General features: G+C 68.0%; 17 protein-coding genes. All 17 read left to right on the forward strand.

Going from position 1 to position 20853, the window contains the following annotated elements; all coding sequences use genetic code 11:
* The first annotated feature begins 326 nt into the window (after positions 1-326).
* The 17 genes from V3596_RS19080 to V3596_RS19160 all read left to right on the forward strand — a co-directional run bounded on the left by V3596_RS19080 (position 327) and on the right by V3596_RS19160 (position 20790).
* Complete coding sequence (locus tag V3596_RS19080; protein ID WP_334279733.1) at positions 327-1145, forward strand: GNAT family N-acetyltransferase; 819 nt, start codon at positions 327-329, stop codon at positions 1143-1145.
* Entirely contained in the window at positions 1142-2074 is a 933-nt protein-coding gene (locus V3596_RS19085) for a 2-hydroxyacid dehydrogenase (RefSeq protein WP_334279734.1), read from the forward strand. Before V3596_RS19080 ends, V3596_RS19085 begins: the two co-directional genes overlap by 4 nt.
* A gap of 148 nt (positions 2075-2222) precedes the next feature.
* Positions 2223-3620 carry an aspartate aminotransferase family protein gene (locus V3596_RS19090; protein ID WP_334279409.1) on the forward strand — a complete coding sequence of 466 codons (1398 nt, stop codon included), beginning with the start codon at positions 2223-2225 and terminating at the stop codon, positions 3618-3620.
* Between the two features lie 58 nt (positions 3621-3678).
* The gene (locus V3596_RS19095) at positions 3679-4188 is read left to right on the forward strand and encodes an Lrp/AsnC family transcriptional regulator (protein WP_334279410.1); all 510 of its coding nucleotides are present in this window, start codon (positions 3679-3681) and stop codon (positions 4186-4188) included.
* Positions 4185-4544, forward strand: coding sequence for a (2Fe-2S)-binding protein (locus tag V3596_RS19100; RefSeq protein ID WP_334279411.1), 360 nt, complete (start codon positions 4185-4187; stop codon positions 4542-4544). The genes V3596_RS19095 and V3596_RS19100 overlap by 4 nt, the downstream gene beginning before the upstream one ends.
* Positions 4541-5935, forward strand: coding sequence for an FAD/NAD(P)-dependent oxidoreductase (locus tag V3596_RS19105; protein WP_334279412.1), 1395 nt, complete (start codon positions 4541-4543; stop codon positions 5933-5935). Before V3596_RS19100 ends, V3596_RS19105 begins: the two co-directional genes overlap by 4 nt.
* Positions 5932-7080, forward strand: a complete 1149-nt coding sequence (locus V3596_RS19110; protein WP_334279413.1) for an NAD(P)/FAD-dependent oxidoreductase — start codon at positions 5932-5934, stop codon at positions 7078-7080. Before V3596_RS19105 ends, V3596_RS19110 begins: the two co-directional genes overlap by 4 nt.
* Before the next feature lie 684 nt (positions 7081-7764).
* Entirely contained in the window at positions 7765-9951 is a 2187-nt protein-coding gene (locus V3596_RS19115) for a TonB-dependent siderophore receptor (protein WP_334279414.1), read from the forward strand.
* A gap of 17 nt (positions 9952-9968) precedes the next feature.
* Complete coding sequence (locus V3596_RS19120) at positions 9969-10712, forward strand: DUF4198 domain-containing protein (RefSeq protein WP_334279415.1); 744 nt, start codon at positions 9969-9971, stop codon at positions 10710-10712.
* A 31-nt stretch (positions 10713-10743) separates the two neighbouring features.
* Positions 10744-11115: a hypothetical protein gene (locus tag V3596_RS19125; protein WP_334279416.1), complete on the forward strand. Its 372-nt coding sequence runs from the start codon at positions 10744-10746 to the stop codon at positions 11113-11115.
* A 38-nt stretch (positions 11116-11153) separates the two neighbouring features.
* Positions 11154-11897 carry a hypothetical protein gene (locus tag V3596_RS19130; protein WP_334279417.1) on the forward strand — a complete coding sequence of 248 codons (744 nt, stop codon included), beginning with the start codon at positions 11154-11156 and terminating at the stop codon, positions 11895-11897.
* 39 nt (positions 11898-11936) lie between these two features.
* Complete coding sequence (locus V3596_RS19135) at positions 11937-13976, forward strand: PepSY domain-containing protein (RefSeq protein ID WP_334279418.1); 2040 nt, start codon at positions 11937-11939, stop codon at positions 13974-13976.
* Positions 13977-14081: 105 nt separating this feature from the next.
* Positions 14082-14540, forward strand: coding sequence for a hypothetical protein (locus V3596_RS19140; RefSeq protein ID WP_334279419.1), 459 nt, complete (start codon positions 14082-14084; stop codon positions 14538-14540).
* Positions 14541-14671: 131 nt separating this feature from the next.
* On the forward strand, positions 14672-15898 hold the full coding sequence (locus tag V3596_RS19145) for a TolC family protein (RefSeq protein ID WP_334279420.1): 1227 nt from the start codon (positions 14672-14674) through the stop codon (positions 15896-15898).
* Entirely contained in the window at positions 15895-16500 is a 606-nt protein-coding gene (locus V3596_RS19150; protein ID WP_334279421.1) for a hypothetical protein, read from the forward strand. The genes V3596_RS19145 and V3596_RS19150 overlap by 4 nt, the downstream gene beginning before the upstream one ends.
* The gene (locus V3596_RS19155; RefSeq protein ID WP_395385083.1) at positions 16500-17624 is read left to right on the forward strand and encodes an efflux RND transporter periplasmic adaptor subunit; all 1125 of its coding nucleotides are present in this window, start codon (positions 16500-16502) and stop codon (positions 17622-17624) included. Before V3596_RS19150 ends, V3596_RS19155 begins: the two co-directional genes overlap by 1 nt.
* Before the next feature lie 19 nt (positions 17625-17643).
* Positions 17644-20790, forward strand: a complete 3147-nt coding sequence (locus V3596_RS19160) for an efflux RND transporter permease subunit (RefSeq protein WP_334279423.1) — start codon at positions 17644-17646, stop codon at positions 20788-20790.
* Positions 20791-20853: the final 63 nt, after the last annotated feature.

A 20853-nucleotide genomic window follows, 5' to 3' on the forward strand; every position in this document is an offset into this window, starting at 1 on the left:
CTGTGGTTTGCGGCGGCCGTCTCGGCATAGGCTGCGGCGGCTCATCGCGGTCATTTCAGGCGTGCGTTCCTGTTTCCTGCACAAGCGAGATGCTAGTTAGACTGGCCTGAAATTTGGCCCCGTTGGCAGGTGCCGGTCAGGCACATTGTTGCGAGAGGGAGGCGGCAGACAGCGCATGCTGTCGTTCCTCGCGAAGCGACAAGATTGTCCTAGCGCGAGCCAGGCAAGCTTGGAACCATGAGGCCATATCGCGTCCCCGGAGCACTCTCTTGAGCACACTCAATCAGCCTGTGGCGCCGTCGCCCGACGGTGTCGTGTTGCGAGCCATGGAAGCCTCCGACCTGGAGGCCGCCCATGGTCTGTCGGTCGCCGTGCACTGGCCGCACCGCCCGACCGACTGGCAGGCCGCTTTCAACCTGGGCAGCGGCATCGTCGCCGAGCGCGATGGCGAGATCGTCGGCACCGCCCTCAGCTGGAACTGGGGCCCGAAGCATGCAACGCTGGGTCTGGTCATCGTCGACCCGCGCTGCCAGGGCCGGCGCATCGGCATCCGCCTGATGCAGGACCTGCTCAGGAGGCTCGAGGGGCGCACCATCCTCCTGCATGCCACGGCCGAAGGACGCGGGCTCTATGAAAGGCTGGGCTTCGTGCGCACCGGCGAAGTGCGCCAGCATCAGGGCGTTGCCCAGTCGGCACCGCTGGTGGCCCTGCATGAGGGCCGCCGCCTGCGGCCTGCGGGCCAGAAGGACCTGGCCACGCTGACCCAACTGGATGCAAAGGCGCGCGGCATGCCGCGCGAGGCCTTGATTGCCGAGCTGCTGGCCACCGCCGACACCGTGGTGCTCGACCAGGACGGCGCAGCCTGCGGCTTCGCGATGCTGCGCCGCTTTGGCCGCGGCCTGATCATCGGCCCGGTGGTCGCGCCTGACGCAGAAGGCGCGCAGGCCCTGATCGCCCACCTGGTGGGGCTGAGTGCCGGCAGATTCGTGCGCATCGACATCGACTTCGACAGTGGCCTGGCCGAGTGGCTGGAGTCACTGGGCCTGCTGCGTGTCGATGCCCCCACCGAGATGATGCGCGGCCCCGTGCCCGCGCCGGTCGCGGGCGTGCGCCGCTATGCGCTGGTGACCCAGGCGCTGGGCTGAGCGTGAGCTTCCTGTACAAGGCCGATCCGGTGCGCGGCCGGATCTGGGCCGAGGTGTTTGCGCGCCAGGCGCCTCATGTCGATTTCCGGATCTGGCCCGACATCGGCGACCCCGGCGCGGTGCGCTACATGGCCGCCTGGGAGCCCCCTGAAAACCTGGCCACGCGCTTCCCCAATCTGCAGGTGCTGTTCTCGACAGGCGCCGGCGTCGATCAGTTCGACCTGCCCAGCCTGCCGGCCGACCTGGCCGTCGTGCGCATGGTCGAGCCGGGCATCGTCAGCGGCATGGTCGAGTATGTCTGCTGGGCCGTGCTGAGCCAGCATCGCGACATGCCGGACTACCGGCGAAAGCAATTTTCCGGACGGTGGGAACCACGGCCGGTGGTGCCGGCGGCGAAGCGCCGCGTCGGTGTGCTCGGCCTGGGCTCTCTGGGCCAGGCCGTCTTGAAGCAGCTGCGCAGCTTCGGTTTCGACTGCGCCGCCTGGAGCCGCTCAAGGCATGAGGTCGAAGGCGTGCAATGCCATGCCGGCGCAGAGGAATTGCCGGCCTTTCTCGCGCGCACGGACATCCTGATCTGCCTGCTGCCCTTGACCGCGGCGACGCGAGGCTTGCTGAATGCGTCGCTGTTCGCTTCGCTGCCGGCTGGCGCCGGCCTCATCCATGTGGGGCGCGGGCCGCAGCTGGTCGAGGCCGACCTGCTGGCCGCGCTGGACAGCGGGCAGCTCTCGCACGCGGTACTCGATGTCTGCGAGCCCGAGCCCTTGCCCCCGGGCCATCTGTTCTGGCTCCATCCGAAGATCTGGCTCACACCACACATTGCCAGCATGACCCAGGCAGCGTCTGCGGCCGAGGTGCTGCTGGACAACCTCGCCCGCTTCGAGCGCGGCGAGGCCATGACCGGCTTGGTGGACCGGCAATTGGGCTACTGAACAGGCTCGATGCAGGACCGGCAGAATCTTCTGCCGTCCGCGCCCAAAGAACAGCGCGCCAGCCCACATCAGGGCTTCCATTGCAGCACCACCCGCTGCGTGAGCAGGCCTAAGCTTTGCTCACGTTCACGAAGCTGGCCTTTCACCGATGCAGTCCCCCGCCCACCCCCATCTCGACGCCCTGATCTCGCTGGATCGCGGCCACCTCATCCACCCGGTTGCTCCCTGGCGCAAGCATGAGCAGCGCGGCGTCACCATGCTCGAATCGGGCCAGGGCGCCTGGCTCAAGGACGCCAGCGGCCATCAGCTGCTGGACGCCTTCGCCGGGCTTTGGTGCGTCAACATCGGCTATGGCCATGAGTCGGTCGTGCAGGCCGCGGCCGAGCAGATGCGCAAGCTGCCCTATGCCACCGGCTACTTCCACTTCGGCAGCGAGCCGGCGATCCGCCTGGCGGCCAAGCTGGTCGAGATCTCGCCAGCGTCGCTGACCCGCGTCTACCTGACCCTGGGTGGCTCGGAGGCGGTCGACGCCGCGATCCGGCTGATCACGCAGTACTTCAACAACACCGGCCGGCCCGAGAAGAAGCAATTCATCTCGCTGCAACGGGGCTATCACGGTTCTTCGTCGATGGGGTCAGGTCTGACCGCGCTGCCGGTGTTCCATCGCGGCTTCGACATGCCGCTGCCCAACCAGCACTACATCGCCTCGCCCTACCCCTATCGCAACCCCGTGGGCAGCGATGACGCGGCCGTGATCGCCGCCTCGGTGGCCGCGCTGCGGGCCAAGGTGGCCGAGCTGGGCGCCGAGCGCGTCGCTGCCTTCTTCTGCGAACCCATCCAGGGCTCGGGCGGCGTGATCATTCCGCCCAAGGGCTGGCTCAAGGCGATGAGCGATGCCGCACGCGAACTGGACATCCTCTTCGTGGTCGACGAGGTCATCACCGGCTTCGGCCGCACCGGCCCGATGTTCGCGTGCGATGCCGAGGGCGTGCAGCCGGACCTGATGACGGTTGCCAAGGGCCTGACCGCCGGCTATGCGCCGATGGGCGCCTTGCTGATGTCGGAGCAGGTCTACGCGGGCATCGCAGACGGCGCTCCGGTCGGTGCGCCGATCGGCCATGGCGCCACCTACTCCGCCCATCCGGTCAGCGCGGCCGTGGCCCTGGAAGTGCTGCGCCTGTATGAAGAAGGCGGCCTGCTGGCCAACGGGCAGAAGGTCGCGTCGCACTTTGCCGCGGCGCTCGAGGGCCTGCGCGAGCATCCGCTGGTCGGCGACGTGCGCCACCGCGGGCTGCTCGGTGCCCTCGAGCTGGTCAGCGACAAGTCCAGCAAGCAGGGTTTCGACCCGGCGCTGGGCCTCGCGGACCGCCTGTTCGACACCGGCTACCGCAACGGCCTGGTGTTCCGCTCCTTCGGCGACCACATCCTCGGCTTCGCACCGGCCCTGTGTTTCAGCGAGGATGAGTTTGCCGTGATGGCAGAGCGCCTGCGCAAGACGCTGGACGATGTGTTGTCTCACGCCGATGTGCGCGCCGCGTTGAAGTAGCGCGCACCGGCCACGCAAAGCAGAATGAGCCTTCCTGCATTCCAGTGAGTGAAGCACCGTGACCGGACCCCTCAAGCTTGACCGCCTCGACCTGCGCATCCTCAGCCAGCTGCAGAAGAACGGCCGCATCACCAATGTCGACCTGGCCGATGCGGTCGGGCTTTCGCCCAGCCCCTGCCTGATCCGCGTGAAGCGGCTGGAACAGGCCGGCTACATCGTCGGCTACGGCGCGCAGCTCCGCCTGGAGAAGCTGGGCGACACGCTGACGGTGTTCACCGAGGTCACGCTGTCTGACCATCACCGCGAAGACTTCGTGCGCTTCGAGACCGCGATCCGCGAGGTCGACGAGATCCTCGAATGCCATCTGGTCAGCGGCGGCTACGACTATCTGCTGCGCTTTTGCACCCGGGGCGTCAACCATTACCAGTCGGTGATCGAAGGTCTGCTCGAACGCAATATCGGCATCGAGAAGTACTTCAGCTTCATCGTCATCAAGTCGCCCTTCGTCAAGAACCACTACCCGATCGAGCGGCTGTTCCCGCCCAGCTCCGATTCCCCCGCTGCATGAGTGCAACCTACCCCGCACCGGGCGCGCGCTTCGTGCGCCTGGCTGAGAAAGACCGCGCCAGCCTGGCGCTCAGCATCGACGGCCAACAGGTCAGCGTGCTGCAAGGCGACACCCTGCTGGTGGCCTTGCTGAACCACCGGCGCAGCCTGCGCGCCTCCGAATTCGGCGATGGCGAACGCGCCGGCTTCTGCCTGATGGGCGCCTGCCAGGATTGCTGGATCTGGACCGAAGCAGGCCAGCGCCTGCGCGCCTGCTCGACCACAGCCGAAGAAGGCATGGCCTTGCGCAGCCGGCCACCGGCGCAGTACTGGCCGCTCACACCCGACTTGAAGATCTTGCAGGGGCGCTCGCGATGAGCGCGCCTCGCGTTGTGGTGGTCGGCGCCGGTCCGGCCGGTGTGCGAGCGGCCGAGGCGCTGGTTGCCGCCGGCATTCGGCCCGTCGTGATCGACGAAGGCCGGCGTTCGGGTGGCCAGATCTACCGCCGCCAGCCCGAGGGCTTCAAGCGCGACTACGCCAGCCTGTATGGCAGCGAAGCGGCCAAGGCCAAGGCCGTCCACACGGCTTTCGATGCGCTGCGCGAGCACGCCGACTACCGCCCCGAAACCCTGGCCTGGAACCTCACGCCCGGCATGCTCCATCTGGTGCAGCCGGCCGACGGCAGCACGTCCGAAGCCCCCTTCGATGCACTGATCGTCTGCTCCGGTGCGACGGACCGGCTGATGCCGGTGCCGGGCTGGAACCTGGCCGGCTGCTACAGCCTGGGTGCTTCGCAGATCGCGCTGAAGGCCCAGGCCTGCGCCATCGGCAGCCGCGTTATCTTCATGGGCAGCGGGCCCTTGCTCTATCTGGTGGCCTCGCAATACGTGAAGGCCGGCGCCACGGTCGAGGCCGTGCTCGACACCTCGCCGGCCATTCCTCCCCTGACCGCCCTGAGCGGGTTGCTGAGCCGGCCGCGCCTCTTGTGGATCGGCCTGCAACTGCAGCTCATGCTCAAACGCGCCGGTGTGACGCTGCTCAAGGGCGTCGCGCCGCAGCGCATCGAGGGCTCGCCCACACTGGGCGTGAGCGGCGTGTTGGTTCGCGACGCGCAGGGCCGCGAGCGGCGCTTCAGCGGTGACGCGGTGGGCCTGGGCTGGCATCTGCGCGCCGAGTCGCAGCTGGCCGATCTGGCGCGCTGCGAGTTCGACTTCGACCCCCTGAGCCGCCAATGGCTGCCCCGCATCGACGCCGATGGCCGCAGCAGCACGGCTGGCGTTTACCTGGCCGGCGACGGCGCGCGCATCCTCGGCGCGGACGGCGCCGAGGCCGCCGGCCGCCTGGCCGCGCTGGCGGCGCTGCACGATTTGGGTCATTCAGCGGGCAGCGCCATGTATGTGAAGGAGCAGCCCGCGCTGCGCCAGACCCTCGCCACGATGGAGCGCTTCCGCCAAGGCCTGGCCCGCGCCTTCCCTTGGCCGCATCAGCAAGCCGCCGCGCTGCCCGATGCCGCCGTGGTGTGCCGCTGCGAAGCGATCACGGCCGGCGAGCTGCGCCACTGCGTGAATGACTTTGGCAGCCAGGAAGTGAACCGGGCCAAGGCCTTCAGCCGGGTCGGCATGGGTCGCTGCCAGGGCCGCTATTGCGGCCATGCGGCGGCGGAGGTGATCGCGGCCTGCGCTTCGATCCCGGTCGAGTCGGTGGGCCGCATCCGCAGCCAGGCGCCTGTCAAGCCGGTGCTGATGAATGCGGAGGAGGTGCAGCGATGAGCACCGAACTTCAGCGCAGCGATGTGCTCATCATCGGTGGCGGCCTGATGGGCACCACCACCGCCTTCTTCCTGCGCCGCGAGCACGGGCTCAGCGTCACGCTGCTGGAGCGCGAGCTGATCGGCCGCCAGGCCAGCGGCACCAACTTCGGCAATGTGCGCCGCCAGGGCCGCGACCTCGCGCAGATGCCGTTGGCCAACCGGGCCCACCGCAATTGGCAGCGCATCAAGGAGCTGCTCGGCGAAGACCTGGAGTTCGTGCCCTACGGCCATCTGCGGGTCTGCTATACCGAGGCGCAGGCCGAGAAGCTCGCGGCCCATGCGCGCGAAGTTCGTCCGCTGGGTCTGGACCTGGAAATCTTCAGCGCCGAGCAACTGCGCCAGCGCTGGGGCATCTTCAGCCCGGAAGTCGTGGCAGGTTCGCTGTCGCCCATCGATGGCCATGCCAACCCCCGCCTCGCCGGCCCTGCCTTCGGCCGCGCCGCCGTGCGGGCCGGCGCCACCGTGCATGAGCACAGCGAGGTGGCCCACATCGAGCGTGACGGGGCCGACTTCGTGGCACACACCACCGACGGCCGGCGCTATCGCGCGGCCCAGCTGCTGGTGACCAGCGGTGCCTGGTCGGGGCATTTCGCCGCGTCGTTTGGCGAACCCATTCCGATGGAAGCCCGCGGGCCCACGATGGGCGTGACCGAACCGCTGCCCTATGCCATCGGGCCGTCCATCGGACTCTCGTCACCCATCGAGACCGAAGGCCTGTACTTCCGCCAGATCTCGCGCGGCAACGTCGTGTTCGGCGGCGGGCTCAAGAGCATCGCCCATGCCGACCGGATCCGTGCCTACGCCACGCCTGACAACACATTGCGCCAGCTGCGCGAGCTGCGCCGCTTCGTGCCGGCCTTTGCCAATGTGCAGTTGCTGCGCGTCTGGAGCGGGATCGAGGGCTACACGGCCGACTGGGCACCGGTAATGGGCCCCAGCGCGCGCGTGCCCGGCCTGCACTACGCCTTCGGCTTCAACGGCGAAGGCTTTGCAATCAGCCCAGGCGTCGGCGAGGTCATGGCCGAGCTGCTGGCCACCGGCCAGACCACAACGCCGATCGAGGCCTTCTCAATCGGCCGATTTGACAAGGCCCGCGCCCGGTAACGGCACGTTGCGGCCGTTCGCTGTTTCCTTCTTTCGCGCTGCCGAGGCCCTCGGCCGAACCTGCGCCTGCCACCCGGCGCAGGCCACGGTGGTGCGGATCAGGACAGCAGTGGGTGTCCCGCAGCGAAGTAAAGGAGGAGGCCGAAGGCCGGGGGACATGAGCGAAGGGGCGCCCGCTGGCAGCCTGATCTTCGACCGACCAAGGCGCAAAACCGAGCGGCAGCTAACTGCCGATTCCCGCCCACAAACCCGCCCGACTCGGTGCAAACCCTGCACCAGCGGGGCCCCTGGCGCACCAGGTTTCGGCATGCAGCAGCCTGTGCTGCAACAGGCCGCCGAATACGACAGGAGATTGTGTGCACAGGCCCTCAAACAGCAGGCATTTCAAGAACCAACTTTCATAATTCGCACATGTCTCGCCGCCCCATGCCTCTCGACGCTCCCGTCGCCAGCTCGCACCCCGAGCTCGTCGATGAGGCAGCCCCGGATGGGCCGGTTCCCGAGTGTCCGCGCCGACCGCCCAAAAAGCTGAGCTGACCTTGCTGCGCCCCGGCAGCAATACCGAGTGAATTGTTGAGTACCGCCGCTATGGTTCGATCCCACAGGGATTGACCGGACGGCTCGGCTTCGGCCGGAAGTTTTGAGCCACTTTCATTTCCGTTGACTTTTCAGGAGCTACCCGCGATGTCCACACGACGCCTTTCCCGTGCCGCGATTCCAGCGGCGGCCCTTCTGGCCTGCAGCACCTATGCCTGGTCCCAGGAGGCCAAGCCGGCAGCGCAGGCAGGCGCTGCCGCCGCCGAGCCCAACAAGCTCGAAGTCGTGAAGGTCGACGGCACTCGCCAGCCCTACAAGACCCTCTCCGCCACCGGCGCGATGAAGACCGACACGCCGGTGCGCGACATGGCGCAGAGCGTGCGCGTGCTGTCGGCCGAAGTGCTGGTCGATGCCGGCGTCACCAAGCTGGCCGATGCGCTGGATCTCAGCAGCGGCATTGCCAAGCAGAGCAACTTCGGCGGCGTGTGGGACAGCTACGCGATGCGCGGCTTCACCGGTGATCCCAACTTCGGTTCGGACTACATGGTCAACGGCTTCAACTACAGCCGCGGCTACAACGGCGTGCGCGGCTCCGCCAACACCGCCTCGGTCGAAATCCTGAAGGGCCCGGCCTCGGCGCTGTACGGCCGCGGCGAGCCTGGCGGCACGGTCAACATCACGACCAAGAAGCCGCTGTTCGTGCCCGAGTACACGCTCGGCCTGTCGGGCGGCAGCTACGGCACGATGCGTGCAACGGCCGACCTGACCGGCCCGATCAGCGACCAGGTCGCCTACCGCCTCAACGCATCGCACGAGAAGGCCGACAGCTACCGCGACTACGTCAGCTCCGAGCGCACCCTGGTGTCGCCGTCCTTCCTGTGGATGCTCGGCGAGGACACGACGATCTCGTATGAGCTGGAGTATTCCAAGCAGCAGGCGACCTTCGATCGTGGCGTGATCGCCATCAAGGGCAAGCTCGACGTCGTGCCGCGCTCGCTCTTCCTCGGCGAGCCGGGCGACGGCCCGACCGAGATCAAGACGACCGGCAACCAGGTCTTCGTGCAGCACTTCTTCAACGACGACTGGTCCTTCCAGACCGGCCTGAGCTACCGCGAAAGCTCGATCCAGGGCATCTCGACCGAGGTCGTCACCCTGGGCGACGGCTACACCTTCCTGCGGCCAGATGGTCACACCGTGGTGCGCCAGCGCCGCAACCGTGACAACTCGGCCACGGATGTCTCGGGCCGCTTCGAGGTGCTGGGCAAGGTGCGCGGCGCGGGCATGCAGCACAACCTGCTGATCGGCGCTGACGCCTACAAGTTCACCGACGACCGCCTGCAGTACCGCGTTCGCCGGCTGGCGAGCCAGGACCTTGACATCAACAACCCCGTGTACGGCAATCCGCCACCCGCCTTCCCGGCCGTGCCACTGACCGCCACGCACGAGGAGCAGCGCTCCAAGTCGATCTACGCCCAAGACCAGATCGACCTGGCCGAGCAGTGGAAGCTGCTGCTGGGTGTGCGCTATGACAAGTACGACCAATCGGTGCGTGACCACAACAGCGGGGCTCTCGTGGAGCAGTCGCTGAGCGCCAACTCACCGCGTGCCGGCCTGGTCTATCAGCCGAGCAAGCAGGTGTCGCTGTACGCCACCGCGTCCAAGAGCTTCCGCCCGAACAGCGGCATCAGCTTCGAGAAGCAGTCATTCCCGGCCGAGACGGGCAAGTCGGGTGAGCTCGGTGCCAAGTACGACTCCGCCGACGGCAAGATCAGCAGCACGGTGGCGATCTACAAGATCTCCAAGAAGAACGTGCTGACGCCCGACCCGAGGGACCCGAACAATGCTTCCATCGCCGCAGGCGCGGTGGAGAGCAAGGGCCTGGAGTTCGACCTGGGCGGCGAGATCGCGGCGGGCCTGCGTCTGTCGGCGGCCTATGCGTTCACGGACGCCAAGGTGACCCAGGACAACGCTGCGGCAACAGGCGTCAGCCTGGTCGGCCGCCAGTTGCCCAACGTGCCCAAGCACAGCGCCAACCTGCTGCTGGTGCAGTCCTTCCAGTTGAGTGGCAACGGCGCGACGGCCGGCGTCGGCCTGAACTACGTCGGTGCGCGCGAGGGCTCCGTCGCGCCCGTGAATCCGGTCGACCTCTTCACGCTGCCGGCCTACACGACGGTCAAGCTGATCGGCAGCTACGCCATCGGCAAGGCATGGAAGCTCTCGCTCGATGTCGACAACGTCTTCGACAAGACCTTCTACAGCAGCTCCTACGCACAGTGGTGGGTCTACCCCGGCAACGGTCGCAAGTTCACCCTGTCGGCCCAGTACAAGTTCTGATCGGCCGGAGCAGCTTCATGAAGAAATTCTTCAAAGTCCTGACATCGGCAACGCTGGCTGCCAGTGTCCTGGTTGCCAGCGGCGCGCAGGCGCACGGCTTCTGGTTTGCACAGCGCGCCAACCATCTGGCGATGGTGTTCGGCGTGGGCGCCGACGACCTCGACGTGATCAAACGACTGCCCAAGATCACCAGCTTCGGTGGCTATGACGAGGACGGCTCGGCCGTGCCCTCGCAGCTCGTCACCAACGGCGCCCTGGTGAGCGTCAACATCGACAACCAGCCCGCCTTCATCGCCGCCGCGATGGACTACGGCATGTGGAGCAAGACGCCCGACGGCAAGTGGCACAACAAGGGCAAGGACGAGGTGCCGACCGCCGTCATCAGCGAGCACAACTTCAAGTACGGCGTGCACTTGCGGCGTGTGCTGAGCGGGCCGATGCCGCTGCTGCCCGATCAGCTGCTCCAGATCGTGCCGGTGGCGACGCCGCTGCCGGTCAAGCATGGCGAGCCGCTGCAGCTGCGCGTGCTCCACAAGGGCAAGCCCGCAGCCGGCGCTCGCGTGCTGGCCGACTATGTGAACGACCCCGACGACAAGGGTGCGGTGGCCGACAAGGACGGCATGGTCACGATCAAGGTGCGCAACCAGGGACTCAATGTCATCGTCGCGATCTTCAAATCGGCGCCTGCGAATCCTGCCAAGGTCAACCAGATCGAGAATCTGGCTTCGCTCTCCTTCGTGCTTCCACATGAGCCCGAATGAGAACTCGACCCCAAGTCCAGGAGCCAAGATCATGAAGAAGCTTTCCACCCTCGTCCTGCTCGCTGCGTCACTGCAGCTTGGCGTCGCCTTTGCCCACGGCGACGAGAAGCCCCGGCATGGCGGCATCGTGCAGATGGCGGGCGAGCTCAAGCTCGAGCTTGTCGCCACGCCGGATGCAGCCGAGCTCTATCTCGATGACCATGGCCAGGCCGTGCCCACGGCCAAGGTCAGCGGCAAGCTCACCGTGCTGAGCGGCGGCGCCAAGTCCGAGTTCAAGCTGGAGCCTGCGGCAGGTGACAGGCTCGTGGCCAAGGGCGCCAAGCTGGTCAAGGGCGACAAGGTCATTGCCGTCGTGATCACCGAGGACAAGCAGAACAGCAGCGCCCGCTTCGTGATCAAGTGAAGTGCTGCCGCCACCTCTTCGCGTCGCTGGCGGCACTGATGTCGGCACTGCTGGCCCCGCCGGTTCACGCCGGCTTTCCGGATGCCATCCAGGTCCATGCCGACGCGATCAGCGAGGTGGGCCAGGTCGGCATGGACCTGCACCTGAACACCACGCCGAATGGACGCCGCACGGCAGACTACCCTGGTGAGGTGCTGCCGCACCGCGGCTGGCGCTTCTCGACCGGCCTGGCCTATGGCCTGGCCCCGAACTGGGAGGCCGGCCTGTCACTGGCGGCCAGCCGCGATGCCGACGGCAGCACCCATCCTGCAGGCATCAAGCTGGGACTCAAGTGGTTGCCGGTCAGGCCGGCCGATGATCAGACCGGCTGGTTCCTGGGCGGCAATGCCGAGCTGGCGCGTTTCAAGCAGCGCTTCTCCGAATCGCGCAGCACCGCCGAATTGCTGCTGATCGCGGGCTGGCGCAATGCCGATTGGTTGTGGGCCGTGAACCCCAAGTTCGGCTGGAATCTTTCCGATGGCCTGGGCTCGAAAACGGCCGATGTCGCTGTCAGCGCGAAGCTCGCGCGCGGCATCACGCCCAGACTTCAGCTGGGCCTCGAGTTCCATGCGGAACTGGGAACGACCCGCAGGATCCTGCCTGCCAGTGAGCAGAGCCAGGTACTGTTCCTTACCGTCGATACCTATGTGGAAGATTGGGGTCTGAACTTCGGCATCGGTCGAGGCTTGACCAAGGCCGCCGACGAACTGACCCTGAAGGCCATGGTCAGTGTCCCGTTCTAGGCCTGCCGCGAACGCGCCAGGCTGCACAGGAGAAACAGGGTGCGCGGTACGAAACGCAGCAAGCTGCTCCAGGTCCATCGCTGGACCGGTCTGATCCTGGGCCCGCTGCTGCTCTACATGGCGCTGACCGGCCTCGCGCTGGAGTTCCGCGAACAGCTGAAGCCACTGGCCGAACCTGCGCCTTCAAAGACAGCCGGCTGCGAGGCGCCCCACGCGCTGCCAGCGCAGGTCGCCGCAGCGCTTGCCGCCCAGCCGGGCATTGCGCTCACCAGCCTGATCCTGCAAGGCGGCCCCGGCGAGCCGACGCTGCTGCGTTTTGCCGATGGCCAGCAGCTCTCGGTCGATCCCTGCGGCGCCCGCGTCATCGCCCGGCAGCCGCGCTGGGGCGGGCTGTTCGGCCGGCTCGAACAGTTCCACCGCTTCCGCTTCCTCGACGACAACCAGCTTGCCAACACCATCGCCGGCAGCATCGCCCTGGTACTGGCCCTGCTGATGGTGGTTGGTGGCCTCGCCTTGTGGTGGCCCCGCGGCCAGGCGTTGAAGGCCGCGGCCACGCTGCGGCCGCAGCTGAAGGGGCGCGCCTTCGCGTTGAACCTGCATCGGGTGTCGGGTCTGTATGCCAGCGTGGTCCTGCTGGCGGTGACGCTCACTTCGCTGCCGCTGGCCTTTCAGTGGGCCCGCAGCGCACTGGACGTCGCTGTCGGCTCCAAGGCGCCCGCGCCCAGGCCAAGCTCCTCGGCACCTGCGCCCGGCGCCAACCCGCTGGATCTGGGCCTGCTGTGGGAGCGCGGCCGGGCCGTGTTCAATCGGCCGAGCCTCGTAGTCGTCACTGCGGCAAGAAAGGCCGGCGACCCTGTCGAGGTCTATGCCGTCGAGCACGGCGCGCCGCATCCGCAGGCGCTCAGCTACGCCTGGTTCGATGCCTACAGCGGCGCCCTGCTGCGCAGCGAGTCCTACGCCACGAGCAGCCTGGGCAACCGGATCTACCTCACCGCGGGAGCGATCCACGGCGGCGAGTACGGCCTGCTGCTGCAATGGCTGCAGTTCATCGGCGTGCTCGCGGTGCCGGTGCTGGCCTGGACCGGCGTCAGCAGCGTCCTGCGGGGGCGCAGCAAGCCGGTGCCGGGATTGCGGGTACGGGTGCAGGCCATCCGCGAAGAGGCACTGGGCATCAAGTCCTTCGAGCTGGTCAGCGCCGACGGCAGGCCCTTGCCTGCGTTCGATGCGGGTGCCCATGTCGGCGTGCATCTCGAAAAGGGCCTCGTGCGCCAGTACTCGCTCTGCAACGACCCGGCCGAGCGCGCTCGCTACCTGATCGCCGTGAAGCGCAGCGACACCTCGCGCGGCGGCTCGGCAGCAATGCACGAGCAGGTGCGGGTGGGCGACGTGCTGACGATAGACGGCCCGCGCAACAATTTCCCGCTCGCAGCGGGCGCCACGCACCAGGTGCTGCTGGCCGCCGGCATCGGCATCACGCCGCTGCTGGGCATGGCGCAGCATCTGCAGGGCCGTGGCGCTTCGTTCGAGCTGCACTACTTGGCCCACTCGCAGGAGCATGTGGCTTTCGCCGAGCTGCTGCGGCAACCGCGCTTCGAAGGCAGGGTGCATATCCACTATTCAATGGGGTCGGAGCGGCTGCAGCAGTGGCTGGGTCGCCTGCTGGCGGTGCATGCGTCGGGGCATCATCTCTACCTGTGCGGATCGAACCGCTTCATGGAGGCGGTGCAACAGGTGGCGGCAGCGGCAAGCTGGCCGGCCGAGGCGATCCATGTCGAGCATTTCGGCGCCGACACCAAGCTCGTGGGCGCCCCGTGCGAGCCCTTCGAGCTGCACCTGCGCCGCTCGGGCCGCACGCTGCAGGTGCCGGCCGACCGCAGCATTGTCGAAGTGCTCGATGCGGCCGGTGTGCCTGTGCCCACGTCCTGCCGCGAAGGCGTGTGCGGCACTTGCTCGACACGGGTGATCGAAGGCCGCTGCGAGCACCGCGATGCTTTTCTCAGCCCGGCAGAGCATGCCGCGGGCGACCGCATCATCACCTGCGTGTCGCGCGCATCAGGTCGGTTGGTGCTCGACTTGTGAGGACAGCAGCATGTGCTGCGGCCGGCCGCTGAAATCAACAGGACATTGCGCGCCCCCCCCCCTCAAACCGCAGGCATTGCGCGGCGCAGCTTCCATAATTTCGCCATGTCCCGCCGCCCTGTCTTCTTCGTGCTGATGATGTCCATGCTGCTGCAAGCAGTGTCGCTGGGCGGGCACTGGGTGGGCCGCGGCAGCCCCACCGAGACGCTGCATGATGTGCTGCACTGGTCGGGCATTTCGCACCACCATGCACACGGGGCCAGCCTGCAGGCGGACGGGCTCCTGGCCTTCGAGTCCTTGTCTGAAGGACTGGGCCTGGCTGCTGCCTCCTCCGACCAGGACCCTCACCAGGCGCCCCACCCGGACTTTCACCAGGACCAGTCGGCGGACTCCAATCACCACATGGCCCTGGACGCTTGCCTGAGCGCCATGGGGCCCATTCCCGCCGGTGTCGACAGCCCGACGATCCGCGCGGCCTGCAGCCGGCCCGATGCGCGCCCCGAAGCCCCACCCGCCGACCCCGAGTTGAGCGGCCCCCGCCGCCCGCCCAGACCCTTCGCCTGAATTGAAGCAGCACTGCCGCGCCTGAGCTCTCGAGCCGCCGCGGCGAGCCATCACAACAGGGCTGAGGAATCTTGCATTGCGTCATCTGCGCGCACGCAAGCCCTGAGGAGCCCGATCTCGGCAGTATCAAATTGAAAACCAAACACAGGATCAGTACCCGCCTCGCGGTGGGCAGCGTCTGGTGCTGCATGCTGGTGTCCGCCCAGGCGGAACCGGTCACGCTGGCCGGCGCCATCGATGCGGCCTGGCAGCGCACCCAGGCCGGCGCCGCATCGCAGGCCCAGCAGCTGCGCGCCGCTGCAGAACAGAAGGCCGCCGCCAGCTTGCTGGCCGCGCCGCCGTCCCTCTCGCTGTCGCAGCGCAGCGACCGGGCCCAGGACAACCACGGTGTGCAGGAACGCGAAATCGGCGTCGCCCTGCCGCTCTGGCTGCCCGGCCAGCGGGCTGCAAAGCAGGCCGCTGCCGACGCCGAGCTCGGGCTGGCATCTGCCAGTGTTGCCCTGGCGCGTCTGCGCCTGGCCGGTCAATTGCGTGAGCTGGCCTGGAGCCTGGTCGGCCTGCGCGCCGAACTGGCTGCCAACGAGGCCCAGAGCCGCTACATGAGAGCGCTCAGCGCCGACGTTGAGCGGCGCGTCAAGGCCGGCGACCTCGCAAGCACCGATGCACTGGCCGCCCAAGGCGAAGCGCTGGCCGCCGAGGCCGAGGCGCTGGCCGTGAGGCAACGCCTGCAGGCCGAGAGCCTGCGCTGGACCGGCCTGACCGGACTGCCTGCCGATGTCGAGCCGGCAGAGGGCGAAGCGCCGCAAGCCGATGCGACGCTGGAGCAGGACCAGCACCCTGCGCTTGCGCAACTGGCGCTAGCCGCCGAAGCCGCTCGCCGCCAGCTCGAAGTGGCCCGGCGCGACCGTGCCGAAGCTCCCGAGCTGAGCCTCGCCTACCGCAGCGAGCGCGATGCCTATGGCCAGCCGCGCCAGGGCAGCATGACGCTGGCGCTGCGCGTGCCCTTCGGCATGGCGGTGCGCAACGAGCCGCTGCGTGCAGCCGCCCAGGGCGCGCTCGACCAGGCCCTGGCCGAGCAGACCCGCACCCGGCTTGAACTCGCCGCCGAACTGGCCATTGCCCGCGATGCCCTGCAGTCGGCCACGCGCCAGGCTGCGATGCAGCGCGAGCGCGCCGGCCTGCTGCGCCAGCGCAGTGCGCTGCTCGACAAGTCCTTCCGTGCCGGCGAAACCGCCTTGCCTGATTTGCTGCTCGCCGTGCAAGCCGCCGCACAGGCCGAGGCCACGCTCGCCCGCCACCAGGCCGCGCTGGGTGCCGCCCGCGCCCGCCTCCTCCAAGCTTCCGGGGTACTGCCATGAATCACCTTCACCATCGCCGCCTTGCCCATGCTCTGGTCCTGGCCGCCGGCCTGTGCCTGCTTGGCCCGGGCACCTCGTTCGCTTCCCCTGGTGCCCATGGGCCCAATGGCGAACACCTCGACGGCCCGGCCGCTAACCTCTCGGGTGCCGGCGTGCCGCGCCTGGAGGCGCATTCCGAACAGTTCGAACTGGTGGCTCGTCTGCAGCCGCAAAGCTTCGTGATCTACCTGAGCCGCTACGAAACCAATGAAGCGGTGCTCGGGGCCAGGCTGGACGTGGAACTGGGCGCAGTGAAGGCCGCGGCGGTGTACCAGGCCGAAGCCGGCACCTATGAGGTCAGCGACAAGAAGATGCTGGCCGAGCTGGACAAGCCTGGCACGCATGCCCTGGTGTTCACCGTGAGCGCCGGTACCGACAGCGACCTGCTGGACGGCGCGCTGGCGGTGGCCCCGCATTCCGAAGAGATCCACGAGCCGCCCGCGACCTCGCATGCGCTGCGCAACGGCCTGTACGTCGCCGGTGGCGGCGGCGCGCTGCTGATCCTGTTCGCGGCCCTGCGCCGCCGCAGTCGCCGCATGAACAACAGCTTCGGAGCCGCATGATGATCAACAAGAACCTGTTCCCGCTGCTGGCACTGACGGGCCTCATCGCCGGCACGGCCCTGGCTTCGCCCGGCGCCCACGGCCCCAATGGCGAGCATCTCGACAGCCCCGCCGCGCTCAAGATCGACGGCCTCGCCCGCCTGCCCGACGGCAGCGTGCAAGTGCCGGTGGCCGCTCAGCGGCGCATGGGCATCCTGACCCGCTTCGTACCACTGACCGACGCCCCGGCCGCCCTGCAGCTGCCGGGCCGCGTGGTCATCGACCCGAACGCCAGCGGCCGCGTGCAGACCGTGCAAGGCGGCCGCATCGAGCCCGGCCCCAAGGGCCTGCCGGTGGCCGGCCAGACGGTGCGCAAGGGCGAGGTACTGGCCTATGTGCGCTTCCATGCCGAGCCGTTTGCCCGCGCCAATCAGCAGGCGCAATTGAGCGAGCTGGCCAGCAACCGCAAGCTGGCGGCCCAGCGCGTCGAGCGCCTGCGCACGCTGGAAGGCAGTGTGCCGCGCAAGGAGATCGAGGCCGCCGAAGCCGAACTGGCCAGCCTCACGGACCGCGAGCGCGACGTGGGCGGCAGCCTGCAGGCCCGCGAGGCGCTGCTCGCCCCGGTGGATGGCGTGATCGCCAGCGCCTCGGCCCTGGCCGGCCAGGTGGTCGAGCCGCGCGATGTGCTGTTCGAGGTGATCGCACCGTCCCATGTGCTGGTCGAAGCCAGCACGGCGGACCCGAGCCTCGTCTCGCGCATCACCGGCGCCCGCCTGCAGGACCAGGCCGGCGTCAAGCTGAGCCTGACTGGCGCCAGCCGCGTGATGCGCGATGGCGTGCTGCCGCTGACCTTCCGCGCCCAGGCCGAGCGCGGTGGCGCGCTGCCGCTGGCCGTGGGCCAGCCGCTGGCCGTGATCGTGACGCTCAACACCCAGCTCAAGGGCTATGTCGTGCCGGCGCAAGCCGTGGTTCGCAACCCGGCCAACCAGGCCATCGTCTGGATCAAGTCGGGCGCCGAGCGCTACATCCCGCAGCCGGTGGACTACCGGCCGCTGGACAGCAACTCGGTGGTCGTGATTCAAGGCCTCGGCGATTCCAACCGCGTGGTGATGCAGGGCGCGTCCCTGATCGCCCAGATCCGTTAACCGGGCAGGGCAGACCATCATGTTCAACTGGATAGTCCGCTACAGCCTGCACAACAGGCTCTTCGTGCTGGCCTTCGCGGCCATGCTGCTGGTCTATGGCGCGATCACGGCCTGGCGCACGCCGGTCGACGTGTTCCCCGACCTCAACAAGCCCTTGATCACCGTGCTCACCGAGGCCGGCGGCATGGCGCCGGAAGAGGTGGAGCAGCTGGTGACCGTGCCCATCGAGACAGCGCTCAACGGCATGCCCGGCGTGACCCGCGTGCGCTCGACCTCGGGCGTCGGCCTGGCCATCCACTACGCCGAGTTCGACTGGGGCACCGACATCTACCGCAACCGCCAGATCGTGGGCGAGCGCCTGGGTCTGGTGCGCGAGCAGCTGCCAGCCGGCATCACGCCGGTGATGGGGCCGGTGTCGTCCATCATGGGCGAGGTGATGCTGATTGCCTTGCCCCTGAAGGCGAATGACCCGAAAGCTGCCACGCCGATGCAGGTGCGCGAGTACGCTGACTTCGTGCTGCGGCCTCGCCTCTTGTCCATCATCGGCGTGTCGCAGGTCATTCCCATCGGCGGCGAGGTGCGCACCTTGCGCGTCGAGCCCGACACCGTGCGCATGGCCCAGGCCGGCGTTTCGCTGACGCAGATCCAGACGGCGCTCTCCGGCTTTGCCAGCAATGCCGGCGGCGGCTTCATCGACCTGAACAGCCGCGAGTACCTGATCCGCCACATGGCGCGCACCACGCGCATCGAAGACCTGCAGGGCGTGGCCGTGGCCTGGAAGGACGGCCGCGCCATCCTGCTCGAACAGGTGGCCAAGGTGCGCATTGCCGCTGCGATGAAGCGTGGCGACGCCGGCTACGACGGCGTGCCCGCCGTGATCGTCAGCGTGCAGAAGCAGCCTGGCTCGGACACGGTGCGCCTGACCCATCAGATCGAGACGGCGCTGAAAGAGTTGAAGGCCGGTCTGCCCGCTGGCGTCGCCGAACCCAAGGTGCTGTTCCGCCAGGCCGACTTCATCGAGGCCTCGGTGGGCAATGTGACCGAGGCGCTGCGCGACGGTGCCGTGATGGTGGCCATCGTGCTGTTCGCCTTCCTGCTGTCGGCCCGCACGACCCTGATCTCGCTGACCGCGATTCCGCTGTCGCTGGCGGTGACGGCCCTGGTCTTCGAGCTGCTCGGGCAGTCGATCAACGTGATGACGCTGGGCGGCATCGCCATCGCCATCGGTGAGCTGGTGGACGACGCCGTGGTCGACGTCGAGAACATCCTGCGGCGGCTCAAGATCAACCGTGCTGCCGGCAACCCCTTGCCGGTGCGCGAGGTGGTGCGCCAGGCCAGCGTCGAAGTGCGCTCGGGCATCGTCTACGCGACCGTCATCGTCGTGCTGGTGTTCGTGCCCCTGTTCGCGTTGCCTGGCATCGAGGGTCGCCTCTTCTCGCCCCTGGGCATTGCCTACATCGCTTCGGTGCTGGCCTCGATGGCGGTGTCGATGACGCTGACCCCGGTGCTGTGCGCCTGGCTCCTGCCGAAGATGAAGCGGCTGGACCATGAGGACAGCCCGCTGGTGCGCTGGCTGAAAAAGCATGACGCGCGCCTCCTGGCCTGGTCGTTCCCGCGCGCCCGCATGCTCGTGTCGCTGGCCACGGCCGCCGTGCTGGTGGCCGGTGCCAGCGTGGCCTTCATGCCGCGCGCCTTCCTGCCGGCCTTCAACGAGGGCTCGCTGGTGCTGGGCATGATGTTCAACCCGGGCACCTCGCTGGATGAAGCCAACCGCCTGGGCCGGCTGGCCGAAACGCTGATACGCGAAGTGCCCGAGGTGACCCAGGTGGGCCGCCGCACCGGCCGCGCCGAGCTCGACGAACATGCCGAGGGCGTGCACTCCTCCGAGATCGACGTGGACCTGAAGCGCGGTGGCCGCGACCGCGAGGCGGTGATGGCCGCGATCCGTGAAAAGCTCTCGGTGCTGCCGGCGCAAGTGGCCATCGGCCAACCGATCTCGCACCGGCTGGACCACCTGCTCTCCGGTGTGCGCGCGCAGATCGCCTTGAAGATCTACGGCGACGACATCGACACGCTGCGGGGCCTGGCCGAGCAGATGCGCCTGCGCCTCAGCCAGGTGCCGGGCCTCGTGGACCTGACCACCGAAAAGCAGGTGCTCATTCCGCAAATCACGGTGCGCCTGGACCTGCGCAAGGCGGCCCAGGCCGGTCTTGCACCCGGCGAGGCGATGCGCACGTTGCAGGCGCTGACCGATGGTGCGCACAGCGCCGAGATCGTGGACGGCCAGCGCCGCTACGACCTGGTGCTGCGCCTGCCCGACGGCCAGCGCAGCCCGCAGGACCTGGCCAGCACGCTGATCGACACACCCGCCGGCCGGCTGCCGGTGTCGGCCATCGCCACGGTGGATGAGAGCGACGGTCCCAACCAGATCGGCCGCGAGAACAGCCGCCGCCGCATCGTCGTCTATGCCAATACCGACGGCCGCGACATGGGCAAGGTCATAGCCGACATCCGCAAGGTGATCGGCGAGACCCGCCTGCCCGAAGGCAACTTCGTCAGCCTCGAAGGCCAGTTCCAGGCGCAGGAGCAGGCCACGCGACTGATCGCCGCGCTGTCGCTGCTGTCGCTGACCATGGTCTTCCTGGTGCTGTATTCGCGCTACCGCTCTGCCGTGCTGGCCGGTGTGATCATGGCCAATATTCCGCTGGCCCTGATCGGCAGTGTGGTGGCGATGTGGATCGGTGGCGTGAGCCTGTCGGTGGCCTCGATGGTGGGCTTCATCACCCTGGCCGGCATCGCCACACGCAACGGCATCCTGAAGGTCAGCCACTACATCAACCTGTGCCGCTTCGAGAACGAAACGTTCAGCCAGGCCATGATCGTGCGCGGTTCGCTGGAGCGGCTCACGCCGGTGCTGATGACGGCCCTGGTGGCCGCCTTTGCACTGACGCCGCTGCTGCTCGCGGCCGACGCCCCGGGCAAGGAAATCCTGCATCCGGTGGCCGTGGTGATCTTCGGCGGCCTGATCAGCTCGACCCTGCTCGACACGCTGCTGACACCGGTGGTGTTCTGGCTGGTTGGCCAGCAGCCCACGCAGCGCCTGCTGGTCGAGGTCGATGACAGGGAAGCCGAGGCGCTGGCACCTGCCGTGCGCGAGGCCTTCTGACCCATGTTCGCTACATTCCACAGGCGCAAGCCGTCGCCCGCAAACTCCCTCAAAAGCGAGAGT

The organism is Roseateles microcysteis (assembly GCF_036880965.1).
In the GTDB taxonomy this organism is placed as follows: domain Bacteria; phylum Pseudomonadota; class Gammaproteobacteria; order Burkholderiales; family Burkholderiaceae_C; genus JAUASW01.